Below are 13,645 nucleotides of genomic sequence, written 5' to 3'. Positions count from 1 at the left end.
TCGGGCCGCACACACCCCTGATCAGGGTGAAACCTGCCCTGTTACGGGCGAATGATGCAGCGGAATCCGATATGGCACGTCGCGGTCTCCTCGGTGTCACCCTGACGGGCCGCGGGTCGGTACCGCAGGCAGTAGTTCGGGGCGCACAGATGCGATCCGCCCTTGATGACACGGCGCGGATACGCCTCGCGCGGATCGTGTTCGGCCTTGTCGACGCGGGGATTCGTCGGGATGCAGCACGACGACCCCGGCGCGACGTTCTTGCCGCTCGAAGCATGGTTCGCGGTGAAGTAGTCGGCGGTCCACTCCCACACGTTGCCCGCCATGTCGTGGAGCCCGTATCCGTTCGGCCGGAAGTGTCCGACAGGTGAGGTTCCGGCAAATCCGTCCGTTTCGAGGTTCTGCCACGGAAATTCGCCCTGCCAGACGTTCCCGCCGGGCCGGCCCTTCGGTTCGTGCTCGTCGCCCCATGTGAAGGCCGTGCGGTCGAGTCCGCCGCGGGCGGCGAACTCCCATTCGGCCTCGGTCGGCAGTTCCTTGCCGGCCCACTCGGCGTAGGCGCGGGCATCGAACCACGACACGTGGGTGACGGGATGGCGTTCCCGCCCGCCGACGGTGCTCCCCGTCCCTTCGGGATGACGCCAGTTCGCGCCCGGGACGAACGACCACCACCTCGTGTAGTCATCGAGCGGTACCGGCCCCGGAGGCGGCGTGAACACGAGCGAGCCGGGCACGAGCAGGGACGGATCGGCGCCCGGATAATCGGCGGGGTCCGGCGCGACCTCCGCGGTGGTGACGTATCCGGTGTCCTTCACGAAGCGCCGGAACTCGGCGACGGTCACCGGGTGCGTGTCCATCCAGAACCCGTCGACCGTCACCTGGTGGACCGGTCGCTCCTCCGGATAGAAATCCTCCGACCCCATCCAGAACATGCCTCCGGCGATGAGAGTCATGTTCTGTGTCGCAGCACGCGTCATGACGTCAGCCTCGCACGGCCCGGGTCGCGGCGCGAGGGACGCACCGACGCGACGAGACCGCGCATTCACCGGTCCCGTCCCTGCCCCGTACCGCAGACTCGGGATATGCCCTCCACGACGACGGAACTGTCCCCGATGCTGGCGACCCTCGGTCCGCCGCCGACAGGGAACTGGGCGTTCGAGATGAAATGGGACGGCCAGCGCACCCTCGCCACGGTGACCGACGGACAGTGCCGGCTGACCAGCCGCACCGGGAACGACATCACCCGGAGCTTCCCCGAACTCCCCCACCTGCTCACCACCGCGACGGGCGGCCGGGACTGCATCGTCGACGGCGAGATCGTCACCCTCGATTCCGAGGGTCGGCCGTCCTTCGCCCGGTTGCAGCGCCGCATGCACGTCCACCGTCCCACCGAGGAGCTACGCGCCGAGCTACCGGTGCTGATCTACCTGTTCGACGTCCTCGCTCTCGACGGGGAGTCCACGACGGAGTTGTCCTATCGGCAGCGCCGGGCCGTCCTCGACGATCTGATCGTCCCCGGACCTCGGGTTCAGCTGTCGCCCTACTGGACCGATGTCGACGCACCGACCATGCTCACGGTCGCGCGCGAACACGGCCTCGAAGGGATCGTCGCCAAGGACCCGGACGCACCGTATCTACCCGGGACCCGCAGCGACGGCTGGATCAAGACGCCGCTGCGTCGGAACACCGAGGTGGTCGTCGTCGGGTGGCTCCCCGGATCCGGCAAGGCTGCCGGCGGCATCGGTTCACTGCTGCTCGGCGCGCACGACGACGAGGAACGGTTGGTGTTCATCGGCCGGGTCGGGACGGGATTCACCGCCGCGACCCGACGTGAGTTGCGATCGCAGCTGCGTCCCTTGGAACGACCGACGACCCCACTGGCGGTTGCGCCGCCGGCACGGGAGACCCACGGCGCCCACTGGGTGGAGCCCATCCTCGTCGGAGAGGTCGAGTACCGGGAGTACGCGGGCGGAAGTCTGCGGCATCCGAGCTGGCGAGGACTACGCACCGACAAGACGGTGCCGGAGGTCGATCTCCCCGGCCGACACTGACCTTCCGGTTACCGTGAGGCGCATGGACCTCCGTCGCAGTGTCGCCGATGCCCGAGTGGCCCGCCTCGCCACCGCCGACGGATCGGGCGAGCCGCACCTCGTTCCGATCGCGTTCGCCCTCGACGGCGACGTGATCCACACGTGCGTCGACGACAAACCCAAATCCACCCGACGCCTCCGTCGACTCGCCGACATCGCCGAGAACCCGCGGGTGTGCGTGCTCGTCGACCACTACAGCGACGACTGGTCGCAGCTGTGGTGGGTCCGCATCGACGGCATCGCCACGGTCCACGACGCCGATACTCCCGAGGGAACTGCGGGCATCGACGCGCTCGTCCGCAAATACTCGCAGTACCAGGCGAAACGACCACCGGGACCGGTGATCACCATCGACAGGCTGCGCTGGCGATCCTGGTCCGCGTGAGCAATTACCGGTCCAGCGTGAGCATCGCCTCGGCGATCTCGTCGACCACCTCAACAGGGACCGCGGTGCCGGCATCGTCCAGGACGAGCAACCGCGCTCCCGGGATCTCGCGTGCGATGGCTTCTCCGTTGCCGACGGGGAAGAACGGATCCCGGCGACCGTGCACGACGAGGGTCGGGACGTCGACCTGGGGCAAGCGTTCCCGCCAGCGGGGCGTGCAATCGAGTCCGGCGAAGACCGTTCCGAGCTGATTCGCGGCCTGGACCGACGGTTCGTCGTTCGGGGTGCGGTCCCAGATGCGCTCGGCGACCACGCGCGCGGCGACCGGATCGTCGCCGAGGACTGCTGCGCGGGCAGCGGCGAACTCTGCCACGGCCGTGCGATCGGCCCACTCGGGCAACGGAAGTGCGAACATGCGCTTCATCGTCGCTGCGTCGTGATCGGGAAGGTCGCGATCGCACGGGCCCGGGGCGACCGGACGCGTCCCGGCCAGAGTCAGGGCCCGGAACGTGGCGGGGTGGTCGAGCGCAGCGACCTGGGCGACCATGCCGCCGACACCGATGCCCGCTAGATGCGCCGGCCTGCCATCGAGCGCGTCGACGAGGGCTGCCGCATCGTCGGCGAGGTCGCGCAGGGTGTAGCCGGGCACGTCCGGGTCCTTCGTCGTCGACTCCCCGCAATCCCGCAGGTCGTACCGCACGACACGACGCCCACCCGCCGCGAGCCGTGTGCACAGTTCGTCGGGCCACGAGAGCATCGTCGTGCCGCCGACGAGCAGGACGAGTGGTGCGTCATCGTCGCCGAAGAACTCGACGCCGAGGTCGACCCCGTTGGCGCTGATGGTGGTCATGACTCGCTCGAGCTTCCGGTGTGCAAGGTCGAGTCCTCGTAGCGGGTGCCGTCGAGCCGCGGTCGATGTCCCATGGTCTCGTCTCCTTCTCGATCGGGTTCCGTCTTGTCCGAATTTGCGTGAACGAAGTCCACGACAGTGGCCACGAGTGGTGGCGTTGAAAGGACAGACCGGAGCAACTCCTCGATCTCATCGGTCCGGCCGTCGAGGTCTACAGAACCGACCGGCCATATGGCATCGCGTATCGACCTCGAGTCGACTCGAGGTGCTGTCCGCACACCGACACTCCTGGAGGAACCGTGATCGCTCTCGGACCACAACTCATCGGCCCCACCGAGAAGACTCTCAACGCTCTGCTCCACGACACCACCTACGCACCGGACACTGCGGAGGTCGTCGATTCCCTGATCGCTCGGGGCCTGATCCGCTACGACCGGCTCAGCGAATCCGGACGAGAAACCGTGGCAAGGATCGAACATCGCATCGAGGAGCTGACGTCCGGTATCTGGGAGGCCGTCTATCCGGCCGACCGTGTCGCCGCGGAACGTGCGCTGAACACTGTGCTCGACCGTGCCCGAGCGGTCCTTGTGAGTCGGTAGTTGTCAGCGCATCAGTCCTGTCGATTGCCGCGAGCGAGGCACCTTCTCGACGAGTTTGCAGGACGGCTCGTCGACGTCGAGAGCCACGATCGAGATCGTCCTGGGTGTGCTGTTGTCGGTCGTTGGTGTCCGGCAATGGCGCAGTCGCCGCGCCGAACACGACGCTCCGGCCTCAATGGCTTACCGATAAGATGTAACCTGCAGCACTCGACGTCCGTCAACCGTTGACTTTCCGTCCCGCATGACCCATGCGGGCACAGGCACCGTCGGGTCACCTCCTCCGCTCGAGCGTCGGGCCCTTCGAGGGTGCCTTCCACCTTGGCACGCCCGCACTACCCGCAGGGCAGATACCAGGGCGCGGCAGCGGTCAGTTCACATGGGCGCGCAGCACATCCACCACCCGCCGGACCGCCGGTGCCGGGTTGTCGCGGCGCCACGCGAGCGCGATCGGCAGCACCGGACTGTTCCGCAGCGGGACGTATCGCACGCCCGTCACGGTGATGTCGGTGGTCGACGCGACGACGACCGCTACCCCCACCCCGGCTCCGACGAGGGCCAGCAGGCTGTAGGGATCCGGCGCCTCCCGGGCGATCACCGGGGTGAATCCGGCGGAGTGACACACCGCGAAGGTCATCTCCCGCACGCTCGACCCGTGGGCGGCGGGATACACGACGAACCGCTCGCCGGTCAGATCGGCGGCATCGAGTTCCTCCCGCGCCGCCAGCCGATGGTCGGCCGGCAGCGCGACCATGAGCGATTCCTGCCGCACCGTCTCGGTGGCGACGTCCCGGGGCACCGGGAGGCCGACGATCCCCATGTCGAGCAGTCCTTGCGAGACGAGATCGAGCACTTCCCCCGTGTAGGTCTGCGGACGCAGATCCAGCTCGATGCCGGGACAACGCTCCTCGAGCAGCCGGGTCAGCTGCGAGATCACCGTGTATCCGCTCGCGCCGCCGAACCCGACGCTCACCACCCCGGTGACACCCGAGGCCGTCGACCGCACGACGGTCCGGGCGATCTCGATCTGCGCGGCGATCACGCGTGCGGGTCCGAGCAGCGATTCACCGGCCGCGGTGAGTTGCACCGAGCGGGTGGTGCGGGCGAACAGCTCGGCGCCGAGTTCGCGTTCGAGCGCGCGGATCGTCTGACTGAGCGGCGACTGGGCGATGTGCAGTCGCTCCGCTGCGCGTCCGAAGTGCAACTCCTCGGCCACCGCCAGGAAGGCCTGCAGTTGCCGAAGTTCCATACCGGCCTCAATTTTGTCGGTTGATCTACACAATCGTGCTCGATTAGGTCTTGGACTTTACACGGTTGCGCCGGTGATAGTGATCCACGACTCATTCATCCGCGGACCGAGTCCGCTCGACGCCTTCGGAAGTGCAGCGTGAATACTTCGTCAGAGCACACCGCGCCCCCGCCGCCACGCCCGATGCACGACACCCGGGCAGCACGACGCGCCGGTGTCACCGCCTTCGTCGGCACCACCATCGAATGGTTCGACTTCTACATCTACGGCACCGCGTCCGCCCTCGTGCTCGGGGCGCTGTTCTTCCCCGACGCCTCCCCCGCCGTCGGCACGCTCGCCGCCTTCGCGACCTTCGCGGTCGGTTTCATCGCCCGCCCTCTCGGCGGGATCATCTTCGGCCACTTCGGTGACCGCTTCGGCCGCAAGAACGCGGTCATCATCACCCTCGCGCTCATGGGCGCCGGCACCGTCGGCGTGGGCCTGCTGCCCACCTACGACCAGATCGGGATCTGGGCTCCGGTCCTCCTCGTCCTCCTTCGGGTGCTGCAGGGCATCGCGATGGGCGGCGAATGGGGTGGCGCCGTCCTCATCGCCACCGAATTCGCTCCACCCGGCAAGAAGGTCCTCTACGGGGCATTTGCACAACAGGGTTCACCGGTGGGCAATCTCCTTGCCACCCTTGCCTTTCTCGGATTGACCGCGATGTCCGACGCCACCTTCGAAGGGTGGGGCTGGCGTATCCCGTTCCTGGCGTCCGCCGCGCTGGTGATCGTCGCCCTCTACATACGCGTGCGGATCCAGGAGACACCCGAGATGCGCGTGGCCGCCGTCGCCCAGGAACGCACGAAACTGCCGCTCGTCGAGGTTCTGCGCTCCCACCCGGCGTCGCTGCTCCTCGGTGTCGGTGCCGTGGTGGCGGGTGTCGCGATCACCTACGTCAAGACGACCTTCGCCCTCGCCTGGGCCACCACCGATCTCGGGTTCACCCGATCGGACTTCCTGCTCGTGATCACCCTCGCGCTGGTCGCGCAGGTGCTCGTCCAACCCTTCGGCGCGGTTCTCGCCACCAGGATCGACGCGCGACGGGCCGTGCTGTGGATGCTCGGACCCGAGCTCGTCGTCCTGCCGCTGATGTTCGTACTGATCCGCACCGGCTCGCTCACCTGGGCGATCATCGGCATGGTGCTCGCCACCGCGCCGCATGCGATGTACTACTCGGCGCTGGCCGGCATCCTGGCGCAGGTCTTCCCCACGCACGTGCGCTACACCGGCATCTCGTTGTCGTACCAGATCTCGACGGCGATCTTCGCCGGCACCGCACCGATGGCGAGCCAGTTCCTTCTCGAGCGCACCGACTCGATATGGCCGGTCGTCGGCCTCGGGATCGGGTACGTGCTGCTCTCCCTGGTCTGCATGACCGCCCTGCTCAAACGCTCACCGACCACCACCGAGCCCGACGAACCACGCTCCGCACCCGCCCGGACGACGGCCGACGCCTCCTGACACGAACGGACGACGATGAACTACGCCCATACCGACCCGGCCCTGCATGCGGTACTCGACCGCTGGATCTCCGACGCCGACCGGCCGCTGACCGAGCGTCTCCTCGATCGTCTGGGTGCCGACGCCGCCGACCGTCTCGACGCGCTCGCGGCCATCGCGAACGCCCATCCGCCGGTGCTGCACCAGTACGACCCCGACGGCGAACGGATCGACCGCATCGAGTACCACCCCGCCTATCTCGAACTGTGCCGCGCCGCCTACAGCGAGTACGGCCTCTCGGCACTGTCGCACCGCCCGATCCACGGTTGGACGGACACACCCCCGCATCTCGTCAAGTACCTGGCGTCGTATCTGTTCGTGCAGGCCGAGTTCGGCCTCGCCTGCCCGGTGTCGATGACCGATGCCGCCGCGCGCACCCTGCGGATGTTCGGCGACCCCGAGGTGTTCGGTCCGTGGATCGACGGCCTGACTTCCACCGATCCGGCCACCGCCCTGACCGGGGCGATGTTCATGACCGAGACCCAGGCCGGAACGGACATCGCGAAGACCGAGACCTGCGCCGAATTCGACGGCACCGCATGGAGATTGACCGGTCGAAAGTGGTTCGCCTCCAACCCGGACGCCGACGTCGTGATCACCCTGGCCCGGTTCCCCGGCGGCGACGAGAACTCGACCCGCGGGGTGGGAATGTTCATGCTGCCCAAGCAACTTCCCGACGGCAGCCGGAACTCGTACACGATCGACCGGCTCAAGGACAAGCTCGGCACGCGATCGATGCCCAGTGGTGAGATCACCCTGCACAGCGCGTACGCGCTGCAGGTCGGCGACCTCGACCGTGGATTCCGGCAGATGACGGAGATGCTCAACACCTCCCGCCTGTCGAACGCGATGCGCTCGAGTGCCCTGATCCGGCGCGCCGTGCGCGACGCCGTCGCTCACACGAGGGAGCGGGAGGTCTTCGGGAAGTCCCTGTTCGATCAGCCGCTCATGCGCGCCACCCTGCTGCCGCTGCTGCTCGACGCCGAGGCCGCGCTCGCGCTCGTCGCCTACAGCGGTGCGACCCTCGACCGTGCCGACAAGGGCGACGAGCAGGCCCGCGGTGTCGTCCGGATCCTCACGCCCGTCGCCAAGCACTACATCTGCAAACGTGCCCGCACCGTCACCGGTGAGGCGATGGAGATCCGGGGGGGCAGCGGCTATATCGAGGACCGCGTTTTCGCCCGCCTCGTCCGCGACTCGCATCTCGGATCGATCTGGGAGGGTTCGAGCAACGTCATCGCGCTCGACGTACTCCGGTCCATGCGCAAGAACGGCGCGCACCGGGTCCTCGCCGACGCGCAGCGCACACTGCTCGACGCGGCGCATCCGGAATGCGCCCCGGTCGTCGCGGCACTGCGGGAACGGTGGGACGTGCTCGAGGCGCGCGGCGAAGACCTGCTCGCCGGCGACGACGCGCACGCGCAGACCCGCTGCGCCGCCTACACCGACGATCTCGCACAGACGGTGATGGCCACCCTGCTCGTGGACTTGGCGTCGCACCGCATCGAACACGGTTTCGGCCACCGGTCGTTGCTCGTCGCCCACGCCTACCTGGACGGCCTGGCCGATGAGCCGAATGCCGTCGCTCTCGTCCACCTCGCCGCGATCGCCGACGGCACCGACGTCGACCCGTCCGTCGCCGCCGCTGCGGCACCGAGCACCGCCGCCGATGCGGCACCGACTGCACTGACAGGAGCACTAAGATGACTGCGAAGCCCGCTACCGGCCCCGCCCCGCTCGCCGGCGTCAAGGTCCTCGACCTGTCGAAGATCCTCGCCGGACCGTACGCGACCATGTCGTTCGCCGACCTCGGCGCCGATGTCACCAAGGTCGAGCACCCCGAGGGTGGCGACCCCACCCGGGTGTGGGGGCCGCCCTTCGTCGGCGACGACGCCACCTATTACCTCGCGGTCAACCGCGGCAAGAAGTCGGTGACCATCGACCTCAAGTCCGAGGAAGGGCAGCGGATCGTGCAGCGAATGCTCGCCGACGCCGACGTCGTGGTCGAGAATTTCAAGCCCGGCAGCGGTCTGCAGAAGATCTTCGACTACCGCGCCCTGTCCGAGCAGTATCCGCACCTGATCGTGCTGCACATCTCGGCCTTCGGTGACGAGGGGCCGTTGGCCGACCAGCCCGGCTACGACATGGTCGCCCAGGCCGCCGGTGGTCTGATGTCGCTGACCGGGGAACCGAACGGAGCGCCGATGAAGGCCGGGTACGCGATGGGTGATCTCGGTGCGGCACTGTTCGGGGTGATCGGGGTGCTCGCCGCGCTGGTCGAACGCACTCGCACCGGTCGCGGCCAGTACGTCACCACGTCGTTGTTCGAATGCCAGCTGGCGATGCACGTCAACTGGGCCACAAACTATTTCGCCACCCGGGAGCGCCCGCATGCCCTGGGCTCCGCGCACCCCAATCTCGCTCCCTATCAAGCGTATCCGGCGAGCGACGGCCACTTCGTCGTCGCGGTCGGGAACGACGGACTGTGGGAGAAGCTGTGCGCGGCACTGGAAAGACCGGAACTTGCGACCGATGTGCGGTTCGTCCGCAATCGTGATCGTATCGAGCATCGCAGCGAACTCGACGAGGTCCTCACCGCGGCGTTCGCGACCGGGACGGTGCAGCACTGGTGCCGCGTCCTGGAAGACCACGGCGTGCCGGTCTCCCCCATCCGGCATCTCGACGAGATCTACAGCGATCCGCACACCGCCGCGATCGGCATGGTCGGCACCGTCGACCATGCGTCCGGGCCTCTCGAACAGATCGCTTTCCCGGTCAATTTCGGTGGGGCACGACCGCCGCTGCGGTCGGCGCCACCGCTGCACGGGGAACACACCGACGAGATCCTTACGGGATATCAGGAGGTCTCCGTTCCGTCCTAGCGACGAACGTCTCGAATGTCGCTGACCTGCGGCCGTTTCCGATCGATCGGAGACGGCCGCAGCGCTGTTCGGACCCGAACCGGAGCGGAGACATCTCGGTCCGGGGGTTGTCGCGTTCACTCAGTGCGGCAGCACTTCTGAGGTCGACGCGTCCGGATTTCTCCGCGATACGCGGGGGTAACGTCCGCGAAACAAGAGCCGCGCATGATCGGCATCGATTGCACGACCGCCGACTCGCACGAAAGAACGATACATGCAGCTGACTCCCGCCGACACCGAGAAACTCCTTCTGGCCGTCGCCGGCATGGTGGCGCGCGACCGGCGGGACCGCGGCGTCCGACTGAACTATCCCGAAGCCGTTGCCCTGTTGTCCACCTGGGTGATCGAACGGGCACGCGAAGGCGCCGATGTCGCCGACCTCATGGTGAAGGGCCGCGAGGTCCTCGCCCGCGACGAGGTCATGGGCGGTGTCGCCGAGATGTTGACCGACGTGCAGGTCGAGGCCACTTTCCCGGACGGACGCAAGCTCGTCACGATCCACCACCCGATTTCCTGAAAGGAGCCCGACATGGCATCCGGACCGACTTCGGGACCCGGAGCGATTCGCGTCGCCGAGGGCTCCCTCACCCTCAACGCGGATCGCTCCGACGACGAGCGCATCACCCTTGTCTTCCTCAACACCGGTGACCGTCCCATCCAGATCGGATCGCACATCCACCTGCCGGACGCGAACGCGGCCCTCGAGTTCGACCGCGAACGCGCGCAGGGCTTCCGCCTGGACATCCCGTCGGGGACCTCGCAGCGATTCGAACCCGGCAGCAGCCGCGAACTGGACGCCGTCGCCCTCCGTGGGCGACGCGTCGTGCCCGGCATCCACGTGCGGAAGCAGGAGGACTGAGAACGTGGAGATCACACGCGCCGAGTACGCGGCACTGTACGGACCGACGGTCGGTGACCAGGTACGCCTGGGCGACACCGACCTGTGGATCCAGATCGAGGAGGACCGCACCTTCGGCGGCGAGGAAGCCGTTTTCGGTGGCGGCAAGTCCATCCGCGAATCGATGGCCCAAGGTGTGACGACCCGAGCCGAGGGCGCTCCCGACACCGTCATCACGAACGTGATCGTCCTGGACTGGTGGGGCATCGTGCGCGCCGACGTCGGCATCCGCGACGGTCGCATCGTCGCCCTCGGTCGCGCCGGCAACCCGGACATCGCCGACGGCGTGCACCCGAGGCTGCAGATCGGCCCGTCCACCGACGTCATCTCCGGTGAAGGTCGCATCCTCACCGCGGGCGCCTTCGACTCGCACGTGCACCTGCTGTCGCCGTCGCAGATCGTCGAGGCACTCGCCACCGGCATCACCACCATCGCCGGCGGCGGAACCGGTCCGTCCGAAGGATCGAAGGCCACCACCGTCACGCCGGGCCCGTGGCATCTGATGCAGATGCACCGCGCGCTCGACGTGCTGCCGGTGAACGTGCTGTTGCTCGGCAAGGGCAACACCGTCTCCGCCGAGGGGCTGCGCGAGCAGGCCCTCGGCGGAGCCGCCGGGTACAAGGTGCACGAGGACTGGGGCTCCACTCCCGCCGCGATCGATGCGGCGCTGCGCGCGGCCGACGAGCACGGACTGCAGGTCGCGCTGCATTCGGACTCACTGAACGAGGCAGGGTTCGTGGAGAGCACCCTCGCCGCGATCGGTGGTCGCTCGATCCACGCCTTCCACGTCGAAGGCGCCGGAGGTGGGCACGCCCCGGACATCCTGAGCATCGCCGGATTGCCGCACATCATCCCGGGCTCGACCAACCCGACCTTGCCGAACACGATCAACACCGTCGACGAGCACCTCGACATGCTGATGGTCTGCCATCACCTCAACCCGGCCGTCCCGGAGGACCTCGCGTTCGCCGAGTCCCGGATCCGGGCCACCACCATCGCGGCCGAGGACATCCTGCACGACATGGGCGCCCTGTCGATCACCTCGTCCGACGCCCAGGCGATGGGCCGCATCGGTGAGGTCGTCACCCGCACCTGGCAGGTCGCGCACGTGATGAAGAACCGGCGCGGGGCGCTCGACGGCAGCATGCCCGCCGACAACGAACGGGCCCGCCGCTACATCGCGAAGTACACGATCAACCCCGCGATCGCGCATGGTGTCGACCACGAACTCGGTTCGATCGAGGTCGACAAGATGGCCGATCTGGTGCTGTGGGACCCGAAGTTCTTCGGTATCCGGCCGTCGCTGGTCATCAAGGGCGGATCGATCGCCTGGGCGGCGCTCGGCGACCCCAACGCCTCGATTCCCACGCCGCAGCCGGTGCTGCAGCGCCCGGCGTTCGGCGATGCACTCGCCCCGCACACGTCGGTGTCGTTCGTCTCCCCCGCCGCCCTCGACGACGGCCTGGAAGAACGACTCGGGTTGCGCCGCACACTGCTGCCGCTGCGGCCGACCCGGCACATCGGCAAGGCCGACATGAAACAGAACAATGTGTTGCCGCGCATCGAAATCCGTCCCGACACCTTCGACATCGACATCGACGGCGAGCGGGTCGATCCGGCGCCGGCCACCGAACTGCCGCTCGCGCAGCTGTATTCGATGTTCTGATGTTGCCCGACACTCTGTCCCCCACCACGGTGCTGCTCCTCCTCGCGGACGGGCGCGCGCCGGTCGGCGGGAACGTCAACTCGGGCGGGCTCGAACCGGCGCTCCAGGGTGGGATGTCGCCGACCGAGGTGCGTCGCTTCCTCGTCGCGCGGTTGCGCACCTCGGCGGCGGTCGAGGCCGGCGTCGCCGTGGTCACCCGGCACGCCGTGGACTCCGATGCCGGAACCGCCCCGGCGCTCCGGATCGACGAGATCGAGGACCACTGGGCGGCGCGCACTCCGGGCCCGGCCCAGCGCGACGCGTCCCGGTTGCTGGCCCGCGGTTACCTGCGACTGGCCCGGAACCTGTGGCCCTCCACCGTTTTCGACGACCTCGACGCCCGGACCCCGCGACCGTCGCGGGGACTGGTCGTCGGGGCCATCGCGGCGCTCGCGCGCATCCCGGCGATCGACACCGCCCGACTGGTGTTGTACGAGGAGGCGCAGGCGATCGTCGCGGCCTTCCTCAAACTGCACCCCACCGACCCGGCCATCGGTTCGCGATGGGCGCTCGAGACCTGCGCTCATCTCGAACCTCTCATCGCCGAGCTGTCCGCCCTCACCGATCCGGCGGACATCCCGGCCACCGGTGGCCCCCAGACCGAACTGTGGGCCGAAGCCCACGCATCCGCTCCAGAAAGGCTGTTCCGTGCCTGAACACACCACCACCCGTTCGCTCCGTCTCGGCGTCGCCGGTCCCGTCGGCACGGGCAAGAGCTCGCTGATCGCAACCATCTGCCGCACCCTCGCGTCCGAGCTGCAGCTCGGCGTGATCACCAACGACATCTACACCGACGAGGACGCCCGATTCCTCCGCTCGGCCGGCGTGCTCGATCCCGAGCGCATCCGCGCGGTGGAGACCGGTGCGTGCCCGCACACCGCAATCCGCGACGACGTGACCATGAACCTGCTGGCCGTCGAGGATCTCGAACGCGACTTCGCGCCGCTCGACGTGGTGCTGGTGGAGAGCGGCGGCGACAACCTCACCGCGACCTTCTCCCCCGCGCTCGTCGACGCGCAGATCTTCGTGCTCGACGTCGCCGGTGGTGGCGACGTCGCCCGCAAGGGCGGTCCCGGCATCAGCCGCGCCGACCTGCTCGTGGTGAACAAGACCGATCTCTCCCCGTATGTGGGTGTCGACGTGCCCCAGATGGTCGCCGACGCCGAGAAGGCCCGCGAGGGCGGACCGGTGCTGGCGCTGTCCCGGACCGACGCCGCATCGGTGCAGGCGCTCGGTGACTGGGTGCGCGAGATGCTGGCAGCCCACCGAACCGGGTCGCACACTCCTGTCGATCCCGGTCCGATGGCTCCGCACTTCCACGCCGACGAGGACGACGACCACGATCACAGCCATGGGCACGGTCACGGTCACAGCCACGATCACGTCGTCGCGCACACGCACGACTGATC

The 13,645-nt window shown here is 68.2% G+C and carries 14 protein-coding genes; 11 read left to right on the top strand and 3 right to left on the bottom strand.

The genetic code is table 11. From position 1 onward, the window contains the following. Nucleotides 1-41: 41 nt before the first annotated feature. Entirely contained in the window at nucleotides 42-977 is a 936-nt protein-coding gene (locus AC6CID_RS22015) for a formylglycine-generating enzyme family protein (protein WP_064060991.1), read from the bottom strand. 105 nt (nucleotides 978-1,082) lie between these two features. Here AC6CID_RS22015 and ligD point away from each other — a divergent pair, with 105 nt between their 5' ends. Further along, nucleotides 1,083-2,051: a non-homologous end-joining DNA ligase gene (ligD, locus tag AC6CID_RS22010; protein ID WP_064060990.1), complete on the top strand. Its 969-nt coding sequence runs from the start codon at nucleotides 1,083-1,085 to the stop codon at nucleotides 2,049-2,051. Between the two features lie 22 nt (nucleotides 2,052-2,073). Next, nucleotides 2,074-2,475, top strand: coding sequence for a TIGR03668 family PPOX class F420-dependent oxidoreductase (locus AC6CID_RS22005; protein ID WP_064060989.1), 402 nt, complete (start codon nucleotides 2,074-2,076; stop codon nucleotides 2,473-2,475). 4 nt (nucleotides 2,476-2,479) lie between these two features. Here AC6CID_RS22005 and AC6CID_RS22000 read toward each other — a convergent pair whose 3' ends face one another. Further along, nucleotides 2,480-3,325 (bottom strand): alpha/beta fold hydrolase, encoded by an 846-nt coding sequence (locus tag AC6CID_RS22000; RefSeq protein WP_064060988.1) that lies wholly within the window; start codon nucleotides 3,323-3,325, stop codon nucleotides 2,480-2,482. Nucleotides 3,326-3,624: 299 nt separating this feature from the next. Here AC6CID_RS22000 and AC6CID_RS21995 point away from each other — a divergent pair, with 299 nt between their 5' ends. Continuing rightward, nucleotides 3,625-3,924 carry a hypothetical protein gene (locus AC6CID_RS21995; RefSeq protein ID WP_006552048.1) on the top strand — a complete coding sequence of 100 codons (300 nt, stop codon included), beginning with the start codon at nucleotides 3,625-3,627 and terminating at the stop codon, nucleotides 3,922-3,924. Between the two features lie 367 nt (nucleotides 3,925-4,291). Here AC6CID_RS21995 and AC6CID_RS21990 read toward each other — a convergent pair whose 3' ends face one another. Further along, complete coding sequence (locus AC6CID_RS21990) at nucleotides 4,292-5,170, bottom strand: LysR family transcriptional regulator (protein ID WP_064060987.1); 879 nt, start codon at nucleotides 5,168-5,170, stop codon at nucleotides 4,292-4,294. Nucleotides 5,171-5,353: 183 nt separating this feature from the next. Between AC6CID_RS21990 and AC6CID_RS21985 the strand changes: the two genes are divergently transcribed. From AC6CID_RS21985 to ureG, 8 genes are all read left to right on the top strand, one after another. After that, nucleotides 5,354-6,673 (top strand): MFS transporter, encoded by a 1,320-nt coding sequence (locus tag AC6CID_RS21985; protein WP_498354469.1) that lies wholly within the window; start codon nucleotides 5,354-5,356, stop codon nucleotides 6,671-6,673. Between the two features lie 15 nt (nucleotides 6,674-6,688). Then, nucleotides 6,689-8,419: an acyl-CoA dehydrogenase family protein gene (locus tag AC6CID_RS21980; protein ID WP_064060986.1), complete on the top strand. Its 1,731-nt coding sequence runs from the start codon at nucleotides 6,689-6,691 to the stop codon at nucleotides 8,417-8,419. Next, nucleotides 8,416-9,594 (top strand): CaiB/BaiF CoA transferase family protein, encoded by a 1,179-nt coding sequence (locus tag AC6CID_RS21975; RefSeq protein WP_039587283.1) that lies wholly within the window; start codon nucleotides 8,416-8,418, stop codon nucleotides 9,592-9,594. The genes AC6CID_RS21980 and AC6CID_RS21975 overlap by 4 nt, the downstream gene beginning before the upstream one ends. A 253-nt stretch (nucleotides 9,595-9,847) precedes the next feature. After that, nucleotides 9,848-10,150, top strand: coding sequence for an urease subunit gamma (locus AC6CID_RS21970; RefSeq protein WP_006552043.1), 303 nt, complete (start codon nucleotides 9,848-9,850; stop codon nucleotides 10,148-10,150). A 12-nt stretch (nucleotides 10,151-10,162) separates the two neighbouring features. Then, nucleotides 10,163-10,492 carry an urease subunit beta gene (gene ureB, locus AC6CID_RS21965; RefSeq protein ID WP_019289399.1) on the top strand — a complete coding sequence of 110 codons (330 nt, stop codon included), beginning with the start codon at nucleotides 10,163-10,165 and terminating at the stop codon, nucleotides 10,490-10,492. A 4-nt stretch (nucleotides 10,493-10,496) separates the two neighbouring features. Then, nucleotides 10,497-12,197, top strand: coding sequence for an urease subunit alpha (locus AC6CID_RS21960; protein WP_498354460.1), 1,701 nt, complete (start codon nucleotides 10,497-10,499; stop codon nucleotides 12,195-12,197). Continuing rightward, nucleotides 12,197-12,892 (top strand): urease accessory protein UreF, encoded by a 696-nt coding sequence (locus AC6CID_RS21955; protein ID WP_064060984.1) that lies wholly within the window; start codon nucleotides 12,197-12,199, stop codon nucleotides 12,890-12,892. Before AC6CID_RS21960 ends, AC6CID_RS21955 begins: the two co-directional genes overlap by 1 nt. After that, entirely contained in the window at nucleotides 12,885-13,643 is a 759-nt protein-coding gene (gene ureG / locus AC6CID_RS21950) for an urease accessory protein UreG (protein WP_006552039.1), read from the top strand. Before AC6CID_RS21955 ends, ureG begins: the two co-directional genes overlap by 8 nt. Nucleotides 13,644-13,645: the final 2 nt, after the last annotated feature.

It is taken from the genome of Rhodococcus sp. GQ147 (assembly GCF_059759155.1).
The sequence above is the reverse complement of the archived record's forward strand: the minus strand, read 5'-3'. Positions and strand labels throughout refer to the sequence as shown.

Coding starts and splice junctions, on each gene's coding strand:
- AC6CID_RS22015 (WP_064060991.1), bottom strand. CDS start 977: ATGACGCGTGCTGCGACACAGAACATGACTCTCATCGCCGGAGGCATG.
- ligD (WP_064060990.1), top strand. CDS start 1,083: ATGCCCTCCACGACGACGGAACTGTCCCCGATGCTGGCGACCCTCGGT.
- AC6CID_RS22005 (WP_064060989.1), top strand. CDS start 2,074: ATGGACCTCCGTCGCAGTGTCGCCGATGCCCGAGTGGCCCGCCTCGCC.
- AC6CID_RS22000 (WP_064060988.1), bottom strand. CDS start 3,325: ATGACCACCATCAGCGCCAACGGGGTCGACCTCGGCGTCGAGTTCTTC.
- AC6CID_RS21990 (WP_064060987.1), bottom strand. CDS start 5,170: ATGGAACTTCGGCAACTGCAGGCCTTCCTGGCGGTGGCCGAGGAGTTG.
- AC6CID_RS21985 (WP_498354469.1), top strand. CDS start 5,354: ATGCACGACACCCGGGCAGCACGACGCGCCGGTGTCACCGCCTTCGTC.
- AC6CID_RS21980 (WP_064060986.1), top strand. CDS start 6,689: ATGAACTACGCCCATACCGACCCGGCCCTGCATGCGGTACTCGACCGC.
- AC6CID_RS21975 (WP_039587283.1), top strand. CDS start 8,416: ATGACTGCGAAGCCCGCTACCGGCCCCGCCCCGCTCGCCGGCGTCAAG.
- AC6CID_RS21970 (WP_006552043.1), top strand. CDS start 9,848: ATGCAGCTGACTCCCGCCGACACCGAGAAACTCCTTCTGGCCGTCGCC.
- ureB (WP_019289399.1), top strand. CDS start 10,163: ATGGCATCCGGACCGACTTCGGGACCCGGAGCGATTCGCGTCGCCGAG.
- AC6CID_RS21955 (WP_064060984.1), top strand. CDS start 12,197: ATGTTGCCCGACACTCTGTCCCCCACCACGGTGCTGCTCCTCCTCGCG.